19 protein-coding genes are annotated in these 15,927 nt (G+C 42.3%); 6 read left to right on the top strand and 13 right to left on the bottom strand.

The window, feature by feature from the left end:
- Positions 1–34: 34 nt before the first annotated feature.
- From hisC to FHW88_RS19790, 6 genes are all read right to left on the bottom strand, one after another.
- Positions 35–1,081, bottom strand: a complete 1,047-nt coding sequence (gene hisC, locus FHW88_RS19815) for a histidinol-phosphate transaminase (protein ID WP_090526578.1) — start codon at positions 1,079–1,081, stop codon at positions 35–37.
- A gap of 1 nt (position 1,082) precedes the next feature.
- Positions 1,083–1,772 (bottom strand): hypothetical protein, encoded by a 690-nt coding sequence (locus tag FHW88_RS19810; protein WP_176627623.1) that lies wholly within the window; start codon positions 1,770–1,772, stop codon positions 1,083–1,085.
- Between the two features lie 2 nt (positions 1,773–1,774).
- Positions 1,775–3,061: a histidinol dehydrogenase gene (gene hisD / locus FHW88_RS19805; protein ID WP_176627622.1), complete on the bottom strand. Its 1,287-nt coding sequence runs from the start codon at positions 3,059–3,061 to the stop codon at positions 1,775–1,777.
- An 82-nt stretch (positions 3,062–3,143) separates the two neighbouring features.
- A complete protein-coding gene (gene hisG, locus FHW88_RS19800) occupies positions 3,144–3,995 on the bottom strand; it encodes an ATP phosphoribosyltransferase (RefSeq protein ID WP_090526584.1) in 852 nt (283 codons plus the stop codon).
- 633 nt (positions 3,996–4,628) lie between these two features.
- The gene (locus tag FHW88_RS19795; RefSeq protein WP_176627621.1) at positions 4,629–6,149 is read right to left on the bottom strand and encodes a hypothetical protein; all 1,521 of its coding nucleotides are present in this window, start codon (positions 6,147–6,149) and stop codon (positions 4,629–4,631) included.
- 140 nt (positions 6,150–6,289) lie between these two features.
- Positions 6,290–6,781, bottom strand: a complete 492-nt coding sequence (locus tag FHW88_RS19790; RefSeq protein WP_090526588.1) for a D-glycero-alpha-D-manno-heptose-1,7-bisphosphate 7-phosphatase — start codon at positions 6,779–6,781, stop codon at positions 6,290–6,292.
- Positions 6,782–7,177: 396 nt separating this feature from the next.
- Here FHW88_RS19790 and FHW88_RS19785 point away from each other — a divergent pair, with 396 nt between their 5' ends.
- Positions 7,178–7,507, top strand: coding sequence for a YbjQ family protein (locus FHW88_RS19785; RefSeq protein WP_090526590.1), 330 nt, complete (start codon positions 7,178–7,180; stop codon positions 7,505–7,507).
- 69 nt (positions 7,508–7,576) lie between these two features.
- Here FHW88_RS19785 and FHW88_RS19780 read toward each other — a convergent pair whose 3' ends face one another.
- Both FHW88_RS19780 and FHW88_RS19775 read right to left on the bottom strand, forming a co-directional pair.
- Positions 7,577–7,774 carry a hypothetical protein gene (locus tag FHW88_RS19780; protein WP_090526592.1) on the bottom strand — a complete coding sequence of 66 codons (198 nt, stop codon included), beginning with the start codon at positions 7,772–7,774 and terminating at the stop codon, positions 7,577–7,579.
- Positions 7,775–7,820: 46 nt separating this feature from the next.
- Positions 7,821–8,306 carry a hypothetical protein gene (locus FHW88_RS19775; RefSeq protein WP_090526595.1) on the bottom strand — a complete coding sequence of 162 codons (486 nt, stop codon included), beginning with the start codon at positions 8,304–8,306 and terminating at the stop codon, positions 7,821–7,823.
- Positions 8,307–8,529: 223 nt separating this feature from the next.
- On the opposite strand from FHW88_RS19775, the gene FHW88_RS19770 reads away from it, so the two are divergent.
- The 3 genes from FHW88_RS19770 to FHW88_RS19760 all read left to right on the top strand — a co-directional run bounded on the left by FHW88_RS19770 (position 8,530) and on the right by FHW88_RS19760 (position 10,421).
- Entirely contained in the window at positions 8,530–9,474 is a 945-nt protein-coding gene (locus FHW88_RS19770; protein WP_090527600.1) for a hydroxypyruvate isomerase family protein, read from the top strand.
- A 39-nt stretch (positions 9,475–9,513) separates the two neighbouring features.
- Positions 9,514–10,065, top strand: a complete 552-nt coding sequence (locus FHW88_RS19765) for a GNAT family N-acetyltransferase (RefSeq protein ID WP_176627620.1) — start codon at positions 9,514–9,516, stop codon at positions 10,063–10,065.
- Between the two features lie 140 nt (positions 10,066–10,205).
- Positions 10,206–10,421, top strand: a complete 216-nt coding sequence (locus FHW88_RS19760; protein ID WP_090526601.1) for a hypothetical protein — start codon at positions 10,206–10,208, stop codon at positions 10,419–10,421.
- A 75-nt stretch (positions 10,422–10,496) separates the two neighbouring features.
- On the opposite strand, the gene FHW88_RS19755 is transcribed toward FHW88_RS19760, so the two are convergent.
- Positions 10,497–11,267, bottom strand: a complete 771-nt coding sequence (locus FHW88_RS19755; protein ID WP_176627619.1) for a YdeI/OmpD-associated family protein — start codon at positions 11,265–11,267, stop codon at positions 10,497–10,499.
- Between FHW88_RS19755 and FHW88_RS19750 the strand changes: the two genes are divergently transcribed.
- Positions 11,259–11,936, top strand: a complete 678-nt coding sequence (locus tag FHW88_RS19750; protein WP_176627618.1) for a GNAT family N-acetyltransferase — start codon at positions 11,259–11,261, stop codon at positions 11,934–11,936. The genes FHW88_RS19755 and FHW88_RS19750 overlap by 9 nt on opposite strands.
- Positions 11,937–12,018: 82 nt before the next feature.
- Here FHW88_RS19750 and FHW88_RS19745 read toward each other — a convergent pair whose 3' ends face one another.
- Positions 12,019–12,549 carry an RNA methyltransferase gene (locus tag FHW88_RS19745; RefSeq protein ID WP_129569764.1) on the bottom strand — a complete coding sequence of 177 codons (531 nt, stop codon included), beginning with the start codon at positions 12,547–12,549 and terminating at the stop codon, positions 12,019–12,021.
- A 91-nt stretch (positions 12,550–12,640) separates the two neighbouring features.
- The gene (locus FHW88_RS19740) at positions 12,641–13,807 is read right to left on the bottom strand and encodes a galactokinase (RefSeq protein WP_176627617.1); all 1,167 of its coding nucleotides are present in this window, start codon (positions 13,805–13,807) and stop codon (positions 12,641–12,643) included.
- Positions 13,808–13,987: 180 nt separating this feature from the next.
- Here FHW88_RS19740 and FHW88_RS19735 point away from each other — a divergent pair, with 180 nt between their 5' ends.
- Positions 13,988–14,278 carry a YciI family protein gene (locus tag FHW88_RS19735; protein ID WP_091162351.1) on the top strand — a complete coding sequence of 97 codons (291 nt, stop codon included), beginning with the start codon at positions 13,988–13,990 and terminating at the stop codon, positions 14,276–14,278.
- Positions 14,279–14,415: 137 nt separating this feature from the next.
- On the opposite strand, the gene FHW88_RS19730 is transcribed toward FHW88_RS19735, so the two are convergent.
- Both FHW88_RS19730 and FHW88_RS19725 read right to left on the bottom strand, forming a co-directional pair.
- Complete coding sequence (locus FHW88_RS19730; RefSeq protein WP_176627616.1) at positions 14,416–14,814, bottom strand: hypothetical protein; 399 nt, start codon at positions 14,812–14,814, stop codon at positions 14,416–14,418.
- A gap of 115 nt (positions 14,815–14,929) precedes the next feature.
- Complete coding sequence (locus FHW88_RS19725) at positions 14,930–15,793, bottom strand: aldo/keto reductase (RefSeq protein ID WP_176627615.1); 864 nt, start codon at positions 15,791–15,793, stop codon at positions 14,930–14,932.
- Positions 15,794–15,927: the final 134 nt, after the last annotated feature.

Genomic DNA, 15,927 nt, shown 5'->3' with positions numbered 1-15,927 from the left:
AGTGAATTAGCGAATTATTGAGTTAGTGATTTTTTTATTTAAAGTTTTGAAGCGCTTCGAGTAAAATAGTGTTCTCATCTGGTGTGCCTACAGTGATGCGCAGACAGCCCTCGCAAAGCTCAACTTTTGAACGGTTGCGCACTATAATGCCCTGTTTTACCAGGTAGTCGTAAATACCGTTAGCATTGGTGGTTTTTACAAGGATAAAGTTGGCATCTGAAGGGTAAATATCTACCACAAACTCAAAATCTTTCAGTTGTAAAACCAACCTGTCGCGTTGTGTAAGGGTTTCTTTAATCCATTCATTAACCTGACCAACGTTTGCCAGGGCAGCCAATGCCAGCTGTTGTGAGGACTCGTTAACGTTATAAGGCGGCTTTACTTTGTTCATCACCTCAATGATTTCCTCGCTGGCGAAAGCCATACCAACACGTAAACCGGCCAGGCCCCAGGCTTTGGAAAGGGTTTGCATTACCACAAGGTTGGCACATTCGGTCAATTCCTGTATAAATGACTTTTGACGGCTGAAGTTGATGTAAGCCTCATCAACCACTACAATTCCGCTGAAGTTGGCCAGCAGGGTTTGAATATCATCGCGGTTGATAGAATTGCCAGTCGGGTTGTTGGGCGAGCAGATAAAGATGAGCTTGGTGTTTTTGTCGATAGCTTCGGCAATTCCCTCTAAATTTAGCTGATAATCTTCCGTAAGGTTTACTTTGCGGGCCTGGATATCGTTGATATTGGCCGATACCTCGTACATGCCATAAGTAGGCGGCACCAATATCACATTGTCAACACCCGGGTTACAAAAGCTGCGGAACAGGATATCGATAGCTTCATCACTGCCGTTGCCTACAAAAATATTGCGCGGCGGTACGCCTTTAATTTCGGTAATGCGTTTTTTTAAATCGTACTGTAAAGGATCAGGGTAGCGGTTAAACTGCTGATCTAAAGGAGAGCCAAAAGCATTTTCATTGGCATCCAGGAAAACGCTTGCTTCACCCTGGTATTCATCGCGTGCCGATGAATAGGGTACAAGACGTTTTATATTTTCTCTGAGTATATTATTTATGTCGAACATTTTAATTGTAAGGCTTAAAATCCTTTGTGAATTTTCTTAATTTTTTATTCTCTCCGTCAAAATAGATGGTGTCATTTTTTAAATATGGCGCTGAAAAATAGTTGGCATCATCTGTTTCGATATAATCATCAACCAAATAATAATTCGTGGTTTTCTTGGTAACCGGATCATATTTAGCAGCCGATATACTGTTATTACCTGTTGTATCTATTTTTTTTATTTGCCAGAAATAAATGTTGCCGTTTATTACAGATGGTGAAGAAAAATAGTCATTAAAGTCAGTTATAAACGCTGACAGATTTTGTTTTTTACCATTTACGACCATTATATAACTGCCCAAAGACCCACTGATTGATTTTTGAGATTTCTGTGTTTTCGAAGTATCATCTTCTCCCGGCCCTGTACCTGTTATTGTTAGATATAAATAGTTATCGTTGCCAATTTTCTCAATTCCGTAATATTTGTCAATAGTATCGGCAAGCTTTCCGTTTCTTGTTACAACGGCATAGCCTCCCATAACAGTTGCATCAAAAATACCTGTGTCAATTACAATGTAGTCTTTATTAAGCTGATAAGGCTTAAACGAGGTAGTGGTATCTCGTTTAACTGTATCAGATATTAATTGTTTATGATTACCGTTGTGACAAGCAGTGAGTGCAAACAAACTCAAAAGGTATGCAAGCTTTTTCATGATCAACTATTGTTTCTGACACTCACAGCATTCCTGTGTGCATGTAAACCCTCCAATTCGGCCAAAACTTCAACTGTTGGACCGATGTTTTGGATCCCTTCGCGAGTGATATGCTGAAACGTGATCTTTTTCACAAACGAATCAACTGACACACCCGAATAAGCCCTTGCATAACTGCTGGTTGGCAGGGTATGGTTGGTTCCTGATGCATAGTCACCTGCGCTTTCTGGTGTTAAGTTTCCTAAAAATACTGAACCCGCATTGATGATGTCTCCGGTGATCTGTTCCCAACTGTCGGTTGCCAGGATCAGGTGCTCAGGAGCATATTGATTGCTGAAACTCATTGCTTCGTTCAGGTTATCAGTGATCACCACATATGAATTATCGATGGCCATTTTGGCTATCTCCCCACGGGGCAATACAGGCAGTTGTTTTTCAACTTCGGCAATGGCTTTTTCGGCAACATCAACGGAGGTACAAACCAATACAGCCTGGCTGTCGATGCCATGCTCGGCCTGGGCCAGCAGATCGGCTGCAATGTATGCCGGAATAGCCGTTTCATCTGCAATAACCAATACTTCCGACGGGCCCGCAGGCATATCAATTGCCGTTGTGGTGGTTGACTGGATAATGGTTTTAGCTTTGGTTACAAACTGGTTGCCGGGCCCGAAGATCTTATCTACCTTAGGGATGCTTGCAGTTCCGTAAGCCATTGCCGCCACAGCCTGCGAACCACCTGCCAGGTAGATCTTATCGATCCCCAGCATCAGCGCTACATAAGCTATAAAAGCATTTACCCTACCGTTTTTTTGCGGGGGTGAGCAAACTACTATTTCATGGCAACCGGCAATACATGCCGGGATTCCCAGCATCAAAAACGTACTTGGCAATACAGCAGAGCCACCGGGGATATACAAGCCTACTTTTTCAATCGGCCTTAATTCGCGCCAGCAGGTTACGCCGGGCATGGTTTCAACTTTGTCCTCGGTTTTTAGCTGCGTTTGGTGAAACTTGTAAATGTTGCTATACGCTGTTTCCAACGCTGCTTTCTGATCGGCAGATATTGCTTTGGCAATTTCTTCCAGTTCGGCTTTATCAAGATAAAGTTTGTTCAGTTCTACCTTGTCAAACTTTAAAGCATAATCAAGCAGGGCTTTGTCACCATGCTGCTGCACGCTGGCAATCACATCTTCAACAATAGTCCTGATCTCATTGGCCGGGTCAACATTACGCTGAACCAGCTTCTGGATATCGGATGCAGTAAGTTCTAAATAATTGTATGTCTTCATTCCAGTTTGCAGTTATCAGTTTGCAGTTTGCAACAATCAGCAATTTACCATAGTGCAAACTGCCAACAGCCACTGCCAACTACTATAAAATGATCTTCTCAATAGGCATTACTACAATGCCTTGCGCGCCGGCCTGTTTAAGCTGGCTTATACGGTTCCAAAAATCACGTTCGGGAATTACAGTGTGTACTGCTACCCAGCCATCTTCGGCCAATGGTACTACCGACGGGCTTTTTACGCCCGGCAATAAAGCAATAACGGCATCGAGGTTTTTTTTCTCAACGTTAAGTACCACGTATTTAGTTTCTTTAGCGCGTAAAACTGATTGAATACGCTGGATCAGTTCCTGCACAAGGTCGCTTTCGGCAATGGCCTTGCTGCCTATCAGTACCGCTTCAGATGACATTACATCGGCAAAAGGTTTCAGTCCGTTGCTTTTAAGGGTACCGCCTGTTGATACCAAATCGCAAATGGCGTCGCTAAGACCTAAGCCTGGTGATATTTCAACCGAACCGGAAATGGTGCGGATATCTGAAGTAATATTTTGTTGTTTTAAAAACTTGCCTAAAATGGCAGGGTAGGTGGTAGCAATTGCTTTGCCGTGTAAATCGGCCAGTGAGTTGATATCGCTGTTGTTGGGCACTGCTATCTTGAGCGAGCATTTACCAAAACCAAGGCGCTGCAGATAGCTTACTTCAACTTCGGTTTCCTGGATCACATTTTCGCCTACGATACCTAAATCGGCAATACCATCCTGCACATATTCAGGGATATCATCATCACGGAGGAAAAGGATCTCTAAAGGGAAATTGGATACCGGAGAGATAAGCGAGCTTTTGTAGTTTTCAAAGTTTAAGCCGCAATTTTTTAATAATTCAACAGATTTTTCGTTGAGCCTACCCGATTTTTGGATAGCTATTTTAAGTGTTTTCAAAAGATTGAATTTAAGAGACTATGATAAAAAAGAATATAAACGGAGGTTGTTATTTCGCGTAGAAACATACATATTAGCTGATCACCACATGGTGGTGATGCAGATGAAGATGATGTAGTGCGATACCGTTCATTTTTTATATAGTAAAACTATAGATTAGCGGTGCAAATATAGACAGATGTTTTTTAAATCAAAATTTAATGTAAAAAAGTATACGGGTGCGTGAAATTTTCAAGAAGTTTTATGTCCGATTGAACGAGCTTTTAGAATTTAATTTTGTTAACCTTTGCCGTTGTTGGTGACAACAGCAACCGCAGATTGCAATGAGAGGGGGTTAACAGGGTTAACATAAATTTGAATATTCGAAATTAAGTTACTAGCTGTCAATTACTTGATTTAGATAGGGGGGTACGGCAAAAGATTTGTTAAAATATTAAACTTGTGGTCAGCTTGTCATCACTTTTGCCGTTGTTGGTGTTGTCACCTACAACTTTTACGCTATGCATAGCGGCCTTATAGGTTCATAAAAAGATACGGGAACAAGTTGTTGGTGACAACACCAACAATGGCGGGAGCGTGTCATCACCAATAACGGTGGGAATGGAATTCATGGTAATCCTAAAATCCTATAAATCATGGTTCAGACTTATATTCATAAATCGCCCCTTCTTCGCCAAAATCCTTGATCTTTTTAAGGTTTTTAACCTTTTGGATATCCTTCAGGTTGATTAGCTCTGGGTTCTCCAATACATTAAACCAAATAAGATAATAATGTTTCACCTTATAAAACTTATCGATATCCTTTGTGAAGAAACGGTGCGGCACCAGGTAGGATGACATGCCCGAAAAAAAGTAAACGGCTTCATGCGCGTCGGTATAGATTTTGACGCCGGGTTTAAACAGGCTGTGGTCTGTACCCCTTAAATAGGCTGCAAATTCCGAATCTATCCAGCTTTCGTCGGTATAGCCGGGGTTACCGTATTCGTCGGCTACCTGGTCGTTGTACCGGGCTTTATCTATCAAAAATTCGCTGGTGATAAAACCCAGCATCAGCACAATCATTACAGCACCGATAATGCGCCGGGTAGTGGTATTGTTTATTTTTTTCAGCAGGAGCAAAGCCCAACTGGTATATCCCCATAAGGCCGAAATGTACAATGGCGATAACAGGCGGTGATTGATCCGTTCATACCTTGAGAAAGTAGATGAGAGCACAATAAAAGCCCCGTAAACCAATGCGAAGGTAATGGCCAAATTTTCAAAACTATCCAGCTTGCGGCGATAATAATTAAATGCCAGGGCAGCAATAAAGCCCAGGAATATGATGATGGCTAAAGGTGTAGCAGCCCAGTGTTGATTTGGTGTAAGGCCCATCCAGTCGCACATTACGGTACCAAAGTAATACAGGTTTTTGCTAAACGGAGTGATGGATGGCTCCCGCGGACCGGTTGTTGTACCTGTTACAAAAGCATTGAATACCAGGTTGCTTACCAGCAGCGAAATGCAAATTAGTCCGTAAATGCTGATATGAACTATTTTCTTTTTAAGCGGCAGCACCCTGTCAAGCAATAAAATTAAGCCGCCTGTACCTACAATAGTAACAGCCGCGTAACGCGTAATACAGCTTATGGCGGCTATAACAGCCGCTACAATAAGCGCTTTAAGCGTGTGTTTTAAAAGATATTCCCGAAAGGCTACCAGAAAAAAAAGGATTTCGAGGATGAACAAGGTCTCCGACCATAAATAGGAATATACCTGGAGCAACGGCGGGCTCAGGATGATAGCCGCCAGCATCAGCCATTTATAAATTCTTGAAGCCGGTACAAAGCGCTCCATGATCCACCCACTGGTAAAGATGAGTGTGGCGAACATGATCCCATTCATTACCGCGCCAAACTTAACAGGATCTATCTGGGTGATAACTGAAATTATACCAAGATAAATAGGATAGAAAACCGGAAAGTCAACAATAGGTACATGGTTAAACGTTAGCAGGGTACCGTGCTCTTTAAAGTTCCTGGCCGCGCTGGTATACATGATACTATCCGGAGAAACTCCTACACCGCTATACCTGAAAAACAAGCTTAATATAAACCAGCCGATTAAGGCGGCTATTACAGCATCAAGGTTTTTTAAGTAGCGGCTTTTTTGCATAGGATAATATAAATATTTGTAAAAAGCAGGAGAGAAGAAAATGTTTTAGGGAAAGTGAAAAAGCCCCACCCAAATCCTCCCCGAAGGGGCGGCTTTAAACTCAAGTCTCCCCTCCCAGGGGAGATTTAGAGGAGCTCGTTTTACAATATCAGATCCAGTACCGTACTAATCGGCTGGTCGCTGTCTATCAAAATACCTTTTACACCTGCAGCTGTACCTGCTTCAACATCGCGTTCACGGTCGCCTATAAAGTAAGATTTTGACGGATCAATGTTATATTTAGCTATGCCTTGCAGCAGGAGCCCCGGTTTTGGTTTGCGGCAATCGCAGTCGCCGGTAAAGTTGGGGTGATGCGGGCAGTAAAAAAAGTCGGTAAGTTCAACGCCGTGTTCATGATAAACCTGTTTCAGGTGAGCGTGCATTTTTGCCAGTTCCTCTTCGGTATACCAGCCTTTGGCCAAACCACCCTGGTTGGTAGCAACAAGCAGCATATAGCCGCGATCCTGCAGGGTTTTAAGGGCATCAAAGTTATCAAGTACATGGAAATCCTCAAAACGGCGAACGTAATCACCCATTTCCTGGTTTAACACACCATCACGATCTAAAAAAACAGCTTTAATTTTATCAGGCATCTATTTTAATTTTTTGGCGAAGGTACGTTTTTTAGTCCATAGTCGATGGTCTATAGACCATGGTTTATAGTTCATAGATCATGGTTGGTGGTTTAAGGAGCATGGGTAGTTTGCTTCGATTACTTAAATTGAAAACGGAGTTTGCGTTGGTTAATAGCGGATACCGGCTATGTTTCTGACCTGGATTAAACGGATTTTAGGATTTGCTCTTAATTCAGATATCATTAGCGATTGTATATGCAAAGAAACTAATCTCTAACCTCCAGCCACTAATCTCTGATCACAACCATTGATCTCAAAAAATAAAAACAGATATTTACGTAATATCGTTAACCATACTACATCTAAATAAAAATCAGGCCGGTTAAATTGCTGGCTAACAAACTTAAACTAAAAATGGATACATCACTTATTACTACCAGTACAGCCTTAGATGGCTACAGGGTTACCAGGCATTTAGGCGTTGTACGCGGCATTACGGTGCGCAGCCGCAGCGCCTTGGGCAATATTGCCGGCGGTTTTCAATCGCTGTTTGGCGGCAGGCTTTCAATTTATGTTGAACTGTGCGAAAACGCACGCGAAGAGGCTTACCAGCTTTTAATTCAGCACGCGCAGGCTATTGGTGCCAATGCCATTATTAACATGCGTTATGATGCCAACGAAGTAATGCAGGGCGTTACAGAAGTGCTTGCTTACGGTACCGCTGTCGTGGTTGAAAAGGTTTAATAAAAAAGGAAAAACCACCCTGGTATGATTTTAGGGTGGTTTTTCTGTTTTATAGAGTACTGCTTTACTTTATTTAAAATATGAAAGTGGGATGGTTTTCCACATGCCGTGGGCAAGGTGGCCTATCAACAGCTCATATATCAGGTAAACAGGCCAAAATATGTAATGGATAATAAGTAAAATAACACTGTGATTGTAATACCAGCTTATCATTAAACTATATAATCCTAAAACAAGATATAGTATACTGGTTTCGCGCTTTTCCATTTTCTTGACCTTTTATTTTTTAGCTAATTTATAAATTGCGTTTAAATTAACGGCAATTTTTCATGCTGTAAATTACTGTATAATCAGCTGTGCTGTTGGTTTGTTGCTTGCCGGTTTTGGGATCGTACCTGTAAGGCTTTTGGGCAAGCTGGTTACCCCTTAGCTGAAACTCTACGCTCAGCGTATCCGTGCGGCCTTCCTGCCCGTAAGTCCATAAGGCTTTAATAACATTGCCGTTTAAATTGCCCATCAGGCTGCCTTTACGGGCATCTTTTTCTTTAGGCAGCCAGTCCATATCGCCGGTAACTTTATTGCCGTTAATATGCAGGTTAACTTTTGTAGTATCCTGGCTGGCGGTACCTTCAGTTGTATAAAAGCAATACTCCATATTTACAGCCGGCGCGTCGGGTGCATTAGCCATGGCAGTGTCTTCCTTTTTTATTGCCGTGTCGGCATCATTTGTTGAATGATTGCCCGAGCAAGAGGCAACCGTTATTGTGATAAGGGAAACAAAGCCTAATTGAAATTTCATAACTGTGGTTAATTTTTTTGTTATGACAATTAAAATACTAAAAGGTTCAATCACTCCGGACTACCGCCACGAAATAGTTACAATGTAACGACTATATACTATTACGGGCCGGCAAGTTTAACGGGTTGCATAATCCGATTAATTGTGATAGTAAAAGCCTTGTGCTGTTTAATTAACTGTCACAATGACTATATTTAGCCCGTAAACCAACCCAAAAAACCTCATGAAACGCAGAAACTTTGTTCAAAGCTCGGTACTGGCCGGGGCTTCACTTTTTACCACAGGTGTTTTAAAAGCCTCCGCGCTTACCGGTTGCGCTCAACCTACAGGAGAAGTAGCTGCTGTAGCCGGCGATAAACCTTTTAACCTTAACTATGGCATTCACGACGGCATGTTTAAAAGCCATGCAGGCGATGATTTTATCGACCAGATAAAATTTGCATACGATAAAGGTTTCCGCGCTATTGAGGATAACGGGATGAGCGGCCGGCCGGTTGAGCAGCAAAAAAAGATTGGCGAGATATTAGCAAAGCTGGGTATGGCCATGGGGGTTTTTGTGCAACCCGGCCTTGGCAATGACAGCAACATGCTGGCAACAGGCAATGCCGACCAGGTTGAAAAGTTTATAGCTTCCTGCAAGCAGGCGGTTGAGGTAGCCAAACGCATAGGCAGCAAACTGGTTACCGTTGTCCCCGGCGATTTTGCGCGGAAACTTCCTATCGGTGTGCAAACAGGCAATGTTATTGAAGCCATAAAAAAGGGAACTGCTATACTGGAGCCGCACGGAATTATTATGGTTTTGGAGCCGCTAAGCGATAATCCGGATCTGTTCCTGCGTACACCCGACCAGGCCTATGCCATCTGTAAGGCTGTGGGAAGTCCGTCATGTAAGATCCTGTATGATATGTATCACGTCCAGCGTAACCAGGGTAATATTATCCCGACACTTGATTTGGTTTACGATGAGATAGGCTATTACCAGATAGGAGATAACCCCGGCCGTAAAGAACCGGGAACCGGTGAGGTTAATTATAAAAACATATTCAAACACATTTATAATAAAGGCTATAAAGGCGTAATGGGTATGGAGCATGGTACTGCCGGAACAGGAAAAGAAGGTGAGCTTGCATTAATTAAAGCATATCGCGAGGCGGACAGTTTTATTTAAAATGCCGCTATTGTAACCGGTTATCAACATTATTTATTTATGCTTAGCCCCAACTTTAATCCGTTTCCTGTTTTGGTAACTGAGCGCCTTATATTAAGGCGCTTTACCCGTGATGACGCTGCCGATTTGTTTGAAATGCGGTCGAACGAAACCGTGATGCAGTACATTCACCGGCCAATCAATAAAACCATTGATGACGCCATTGCACTGATAGACGTGATAGAAGACCTGCTTGGCAAAAATGATGGCATTACCTGGTGTATCTGCCTGAAAAACAATGATAAATATATTGGGAGCATAGGTTTTTGGCGGATAGAGAAAGACAGTCACCGTGCCGAGATCGGGTACCTTTTAAACCCCGCATACCAGGGGCAGGGACTCATGCAGGAGGCGATAACGGCCGCTATTGACTATGGTTTTAATGTGATGAAACTGCACTCTATAGGAGCTTATGTAAGTCCGGGGAATTTCGCTTCAATTAAATTATTGCTCAAAAATAATTTTGTGCAGGAAGCTTATTTTAAGGAAGATCATTTGTATAACGGTCGTTTTGAGGATACGATGGTTTATTCGTTATTAACACAAACTTAAATCTGTTAACAAATTATTTATGCCAGCTATTTTTAATTAAAAAAAAATGATGCATGTTTACGCATAGAAACCAATTATACCTGTGCTGAAAACAATTCAGTTTAAATGGGGTTAACATTAAAAAACAAAAGAAACTTATCATGGCAACAGAAAAAGGAAGTGGCATCACCGCTTATTCAGTGAAAACAAAAACTAAAAATGTACCAATGATCAATCCCGTTATCGACGTAAAATCGGGCAGATACATTGCAACAGGAACTGACAGTGAAGGTAACAAAATGGCTGCCATCATGGGCAAAGCAACTGCCGAAGAGCATATCAAAAATGGTAATGCTAAAAAAGGCTCTGGCTGGTAAATAAAACTAAACATAAAAATGCCCTGTATTTGTTGAAAATGCAGGGCGCTTTTGTTTAGTAACCATTTGAAATTTTTATTTATCCGAAGGATTCTTCTTTTTATTCTGCAGCATTTCCACCATTTTAGTTAAGCGGTCCTGGCGGGTTTTTTCCTGTTTGGCTGTAAGGATCCAAAGTACATACTCCTTTTTATGGCTGTAAGCCAGCGATTGAAAGTAGTCAAGCGTTGCCGGATGTTGCTCCAATGTTTCTTTTATGTAATCAGGGAGGGTTACTATTTTATTATCCACGTCAATATAATCGCCGTACTCATTATTTCGTACAGCCTCATTTCGTCCTTCAGAAACTTTTACAGCTTCAACCGGCCGAAAGCGCAATGCAGTCCATACTTCGTTAACAGCAGCTGATGCTACAGGCCGTAAGCCATACAGAGCAGGGGCGTCCCAACTGCCCATCATTTCCAGACCTGTTTGGATACTTGAACTTTTTTTAGGGTAGATAATCCAGAAAACAGTATCGTCTTTAAGTAAAGGGGTGATTACCTTAAGTTCGGATGTCAGTTCTGTAGTGTTGGTCACAAATAGCTGGATACCGTTAAATTCGCCTTCGGTGTTAAATACAAGGCTGGCATTATCCGGTAGGGGAGACAAGCTATCCTGGTAACCTGCGGGCGCATTTTGCAACAACCAGCGTGAATTTGGTTTGATCAGCAGTTTTTTAGCAAGGGCATTCATAGTAAGCACATTGATTATGGATAAAGCTAATGTAAGCAATAAATTAAAATTGAATGACAAGCCCAAACCCTGCTGCATGGTATTTTTAATAGCTTTGCCTTGATGGAACATGTACTTGACAACCCGGCCTGGAACGCCCTTAGCACCGGTAATAAAGCTTTTGCGGGCGGTAATGATATAGCTAAATATTTCCCGAAGGAGGTTTCGCCTTTTGTTGCTATTCCCGAAATATCTGCGGAAAATTTCAACCTGCTTTACGATACCATTCCTTTTGAAAGCCACTTTATATTTATTGCACCACATGATGTTGTAATCCCGGAGCAGTGGAACATAGTACACTATCTGAAGTGTCTGCAGATGGTTTTTGAGGGAGAGGTGCCTGCTGGTTTTGCTGATGACGATCTGTTGCCGCTTACAGAGCAACATGTACCCCAAATGATTGAACTTACTCAACTAACCAATCCTGGCCCCTTTATAGAGCGAACTATTGAGTTTGGACATTATCACGGCATATTTGATAGAGATAAGTTGGTTGCTATGGCCGGCCAGCGCTTAAACCCTACTCCCTATGCCGAGATCAGTGCTGTTTGTACCCATCCCGATTATCTTGGTCGTGGTTATGCAGGCAAATTATTGTTAAACCAGGCTAAGCGGATCAAAGCAGCTTCTGAAATTCCATTTCTGCATGTGAAAAGTGAAAATGAAAGGGCTATTAAAGTGTATGAAAAGCTCGGTTTTGTAACGAGGAAGGAAATGTCGTTTTATGTGTTGAGGAAGTAACCCCCTCTAAATCTCCCCCGAGGGGGGAGACTTTAAGAAGCATTTTTAAGCCCTCTCTTTTGGAGAGGGTTTGGGTGAGGTTCTATATCGCCATTTTGGCAAAAAAATCCCAGAGCACTATCCCTGCCGATACTACAATATTAAACGAATGTTTGGTGCCAAACTGGGGGATTTCGATACAGGCGTCAATCGCTTGCATTACTTCGTCGCTTACGCCGTTTACCTCGTTGCCAAAAATCAGGGCATATTTGCCATCTTCGGCAGGTTTAAACTCGTGAAGCATGGTGCTGTTTTCGGCTTGTTCAATGGCTATGATCTGGTAGCCATCGTTACGTAATTGTTCAACAGCCTGCAAAGGGGTTTCGTAATAAATCCAGTTTACTGATTGGGTTGCGCCAAGGGCTGTTTTTTCAATTTCGCGGTGAGGGGGCTGGGCTGTAATACCACAAAGGCAGATCTGTTCAACTGCAAAACCATCGGAGGTGCGGAAAATAGAGCCGATGTTGTGCATACTCCGCACGTTATCCAACACTACAGCTACCGGTAATTTATCCTGTGCTTTAAATTCATCAACCGTAGCCCGGTTCAGCTCATCCAATTTTAATTTGCGCATATTTTTTTGTCGATAGTCCATAGTCGATAGTTTAAAGTGAATGGCTATCGTCCATCAACCATGGTCCATCGACAAAAATACAAAAAAGCGGTTAGTTAGTTACTGAAGCCAGTTCGCCTACACCATCGCCAATAAGCGAGCTGTAAACTGAAGGTGCATAGCCAATTTTTTGCGTGTAGTATTCGGTTATTTCTTTGCTGAAATTATCAAACGCGCCACCTTTTACCAGGGCAATGGCACATCCGCCAAAACCTGCTCCCGTCATACGAGCACCTGCAACATCAGGATTGGTTTTGCTGTATTCAGCAACGGTATCCAGTTCAACACCGCTTACTTCATATAAATCGCGCAGGGAATCATGTGAGGCGTACATCAGCCTGCCGAATTCGGTCAGGTTGTTATCTGCAAGGGCCGTTGCGGCCAGTTTTACACGGTCGTTCTCTTCAATTACGTGTTTGGCCCGTTTCAACACAACCGGATCGGTTATCAGGTGTTTGTATTGCTCAAAAACAGTGCTATTGATCTCGCAAAGATATTTAATGTCCAGTTGCTGTTGCAGGGCCATAAGGGCTGCCTGGCACTCTTCTACGCGTTCGTTGTATTTTGATTCGGCCAGTTTGCGGGGTTTATTTGTGTTGATAATGGCAAGTACATAATCGCCAAGATTACTGTCAACCGCCTGGTAATCCAGGGTATCGCAGTTAAGCATCAGGGCTTTGTTCTTTTCGCCAAAGGCAACTGCAAACTGGTCCATAATACCGCAGTTAACACCTATAAAGTTGTTTTCTACATCTTTTGACAGTTTAACCAGGTCGAGCTTGCTATAGCCGCTGTTAAACAAGTCGTTAAGTGCATAGGAGGTAACCACCTCGATTGAAGCTGATGATGACAAACCCGAGCCAATTGGGATATCGCCATAAAATAACATATCCAGGCCTTTTAACGGGTGACCATCCTTAATAAAGCGGTCAATAACACCAATAGGAAAGTTAAACCAGTTTTCGCCGGTTTTTTCATAACTGATTTGCAACGGAATATCTTTTTGCTCACTAAAATTTAAACTCCTGAAGCGGAAAACGCTATCCTCATTAGGGGAGGTTAGTAAATAAGTACCAAAAGTAATGGCGCATGGCATAACCAAACCACCGTTATAATCAATATGTTCGCCAATAAGGTTTACACGACCGGGCGAAAAGTACGCGTTGTCTGCTTCTTTGTTAAAGATCTTAATAAATTCCTGGTGCAAATTATTCTTCATTATTCAGGTTGGTTTTTCGGGAAACAAATATTGTAAAAATTGTCAACTTTACAGTTATAAATTTAATTTAATTTTTAATTTATTTTAATGGGATAGTTTTGCAGATATTCGAACCTTATAAAGCATGCATGCGCAAAAACTGCAGGCCTGTTATTTAAATACCAATTAAAATAGATACCCATGAAACAATACCTCGTTACTGCCTATGATTACACCGATGCCGAGGCATTTGAACGTCGTTTAGGCGCCCGCCCTCATCATCTTGATGGTGCCAGGGCTTTAAAAGCCAATGGTAATTTTGTGTTAGGAGGAGCTATGCTGAACGAAGAAGGCAAGATGATTGGCTCAACCATGATAGTACAGTTTGAAACCGACGAAGAGATGGAAGCCTGGAAACAAAATGATCCGTATGTTACTCAAAAGGTATGGGAAAGCGTTGATGTAAAGCCCTTTAAAGTGGCCGACGTTTAATGCGGTTTGCAGTCATTAGTGTGCAGTTTGCAGTGACAAAAAACTCCGCTGTTCGAAGCCAAGGACTTCGGACAGCGATATCACAGAATGTCAAACAGATTTTCACTGCAAACTGCTAACTCAAAACTGCCTACTGCCTATTGCTCCGCCCATCTGCTCATTTGCCAGTATCCCCGAGCATCTTTAGCATAAAAAGCAGTATAACCCTTGCCCTGCATCGTAAAATTAAAATCAAACTCATTTATTGAACTGTCATCCGGCAAAAAATTGGCGACTACATTATCAGCTACCGCGGTTATCATAGCACCGAAGTTATCCTGCATCTGCTTCTTAGTTTGGGTGCTCGCGATAAAATCATTAAAAGTTTCAAACTCGTAAGCTTCGTTACGTTGTTTCCTTGCTGCGTTAAAAGCTGCCTCGGCCCATTGTTGTTTGTAAGCTTCCATGGCGTTGAGCAGGTCTTCTGCTGATATTTCCGGCAGGCCATCCTTGCCAGTAGTGTTATAGTTGTTCAGTATTTCTTCTTTACTTTTCATTTAGGATTGATGTTTCATAATAGCTGCCGGTGTTCATTCCTTTCAATTTGGTTCAAAATTAAAAGGATGCCAAATTAATGACATCCTTTTAATTTTAGCTCTTCAAATGTTCTATTTATGCTTCAGACAGGCTGTTCAATACATCTATATCATCATCTGACAGTTGAATATCGGCGGTTCTCATATTTTCCTCCAAATGTTTAACACTTGATGTGCCGGGGATAAGCAGAATGTTTGGCGAATGATGCAATAACCAGCTTAACGCCACCTGATGAATGGTAGCATCGTGTTTGGCGGCAATACGGCCTAATATGTCTTCGCCCTGTACGTTGCCGCCGCCAAGCGGGAACCATGGAATGAAGGCGATGTTATGATCGCGGGTGTATTCCAGTTCGGCCTCCCATTTGCGGTTATCAACGCTGTACATGTTTTGTACTGATACTACTTCAAAGTATTGCTGGGCAAGCTTGATATCGTCAACGCTTACTTCAGATAAGCCTATATGCCTGATCTTACCTTCCTGCTGTGCTTTTTGCAAAAACTCAAATGATTTTTCGGCAGGAACTTTAGGGTCGATGCGGTGTAGCTGGTACAGATCTATACGATCAACCTGGAGACGTTTCAGGCTGCCTTCAAGGGCTTCCTTCAAATGCTTTGGCGAAGCATCCACAGGCCATTCGTTAGGGCCGGTACGTAACAGGCCGCCTTTGGTACCTATCAGGAGGTCGGTAGGGTATGGGTGCAGGGCTTTGGCAATTAACTCTTCCGATACATTTGGCCCATAACTATCGGCTGTGTCAATAAAATTTACACCGAGTTCAATAGCGTGCTTCAACACACGGATGCTTTCGTCTTTATCTTTCGGCGGTCCCCAGATGCCGGGACCTGTAATACGCATTGCGCCGTAACCTAAACGATTAATGGTAATGTCGCCACCAATGGTGAATGTCTTTTCAAATGAACTTGTTGTGCTTGCCATGGTAATGTATTTTGGATTAACTACTGTAAAGTTCAACTAAAAAGCACCAGTATTGTTCATGGAATGTATAACATCAATGTCATTTGTGAACGAACTACACAAATTAAAGCTCGATGACTATTTGTGCAATTCGC

Source organism: Mucilaginibacter sp. SG538B, from assembly GCF_013376065.1.
Taxonomy (GTDB): Bacteria; Bacteroidota; Bacteroidia; order Sphingobacteriales; family Sphingobacteriaceae; genus Mucilaginibacter; species Mucilaginibacter rubeus.
Note: the sequence above shows the minus strand (reverse complement) of the source record. Positions and strands in the feature narration are given on the sequence as shown.

What these genes read in the sequence shown, in the direction of transcription:
- FHW88_RS19760 (WP_090526601.1), top strand. Translation starts at nt 10,206, where the DNA reads ATGGCAACAGAAAAAGGAAGTGGCATCACCGCTTATTCAGTGAAAACA.
- FHW88_RS19755 (WP_176627619.1), bottom strand. Translation starts at nt 11,267, where the DNA reads ATGTTCCATCAAGGCAAAGCTATTAAAAATACCATGCAGCAGGGTTTG.
- FHW88_RS19770 (WP_090527600.1), top strand. Translation starts at nt 8,530, where the DNA reads ATGAAACGCAGAAACTTTGTTCAAAGCTCGGTACTGGCCGGGGCTTCA.
- FHW88_RS19735 (WP_091162351.1), top strand. Translation starts at nt 13,988, where the DNA reads ATGAAACAATACCTCGTTACTGCCTATGATTACACCGATGCCGAGGCA.
- FHW88_RS19780 (WP_090526592.1), bottom strand. Translation starts at nt 7,774, where the DNA reads ATGGAAAAGCGCGAAACCAGTATACTATATCTTGTTTTAGGATTATAT.
- FHW88_RS19790 (WP_090526588.1), bottom strand. Translation starts at nt 6,781, where the DNA reads ATGCCTGATAAAATTAAAGCTGTTTTTTTAGATCGTGATGGTGTGTTA.
- FHW88_RS19740 (WP_176627617.1), bottom strand. Translation starts at nt 13,807, where the DNA reads ATGAAGAATAATTTGCACCAGGAATTTATTAAGATCTTTAACAAAGAA.
- FHW88_RS19745 (WP_129569764.1), bottom strand. Translation starts at nt 12,549, where the DNA reads ATGCGCAAATTAAAATTGGATGAGCTGAACCGGGCTACGGTTGATGAA.
- FHW88_RS19795 (WP_176627621.1), bottom strand. Translation starts at nt 6,149, where the DNA reads ATGCAAAAAAGCCGCTACTTAAAAAACCTTGATGCTGTAATAGCCGCC.
- FHW88_RS19750 (WP_176627618.1), top strand. Translation starts at nt 11,259, where the DNA reads ATGGAACATGTACTTGACAACCCGGCCTGGAACGCCCTTAGCACCGGT.
- FHW88_RS19775 (WP_090526595.1), bottom strand. Translation starts at nt 8,306, where the DNA reads ATGAAATTTCAATTAGGCTTTGTTTCCCTTATCACAATAACGGTTGCC.
- FHW88_RS19810 (WP_176627623.1), bottom strand. Translation starts at nt 1,772, where the DNA reads ATGAAAAAGCTTGCATACCTTTTGAGTTTGTTTGCACTCACTGCTTGT.
- hisC (WP_090526578.1), bottom strand. Translation starts at nt 1,081, where the DNA reads ATGTTCGACATAAATAATATACTCAGAGAAAATATAAAACGTCTTGTA.
- FHW88_RS19730 (WP_176627616.1), bottom strand. Translation starts at nt 14,814, where the DNA reads ATGAAAAGTAAAGAAGAAATACTGAACAACTATAACACTACTGGCAAG.
- FHW88_RS19785 (WP_090526590.1), top strand. Translation starts at nt 7,178, where the DNA reads ATGGATACATCACTTATTACTACCAGTACAGCCTTAGATGGCTACAGG.
- hisD (WP_176627622.1), bottom strand. Translation starts at nt 3,061, where the DNA reads ATGAAGACATACAATTATTTAGAACTTACTGCATCCGATATCCAGAAG.
- FHW88_RS19725 (WP_176627615.1), bottom strand. Translation starts at nt 15,793, where the DNA reads ATGGCAAGCACAACAAGTTCATTTGAAAAGACATTCACCATTGGTGGC.
- FHW88_RS19765 (WP_176627620.1), top strand. Translation starts at nt 9,514, where the DNA reads ATGCTTAGCCCCAACTTTAATCCGTTTCCTGTTTTGGTAACTGAGCGC.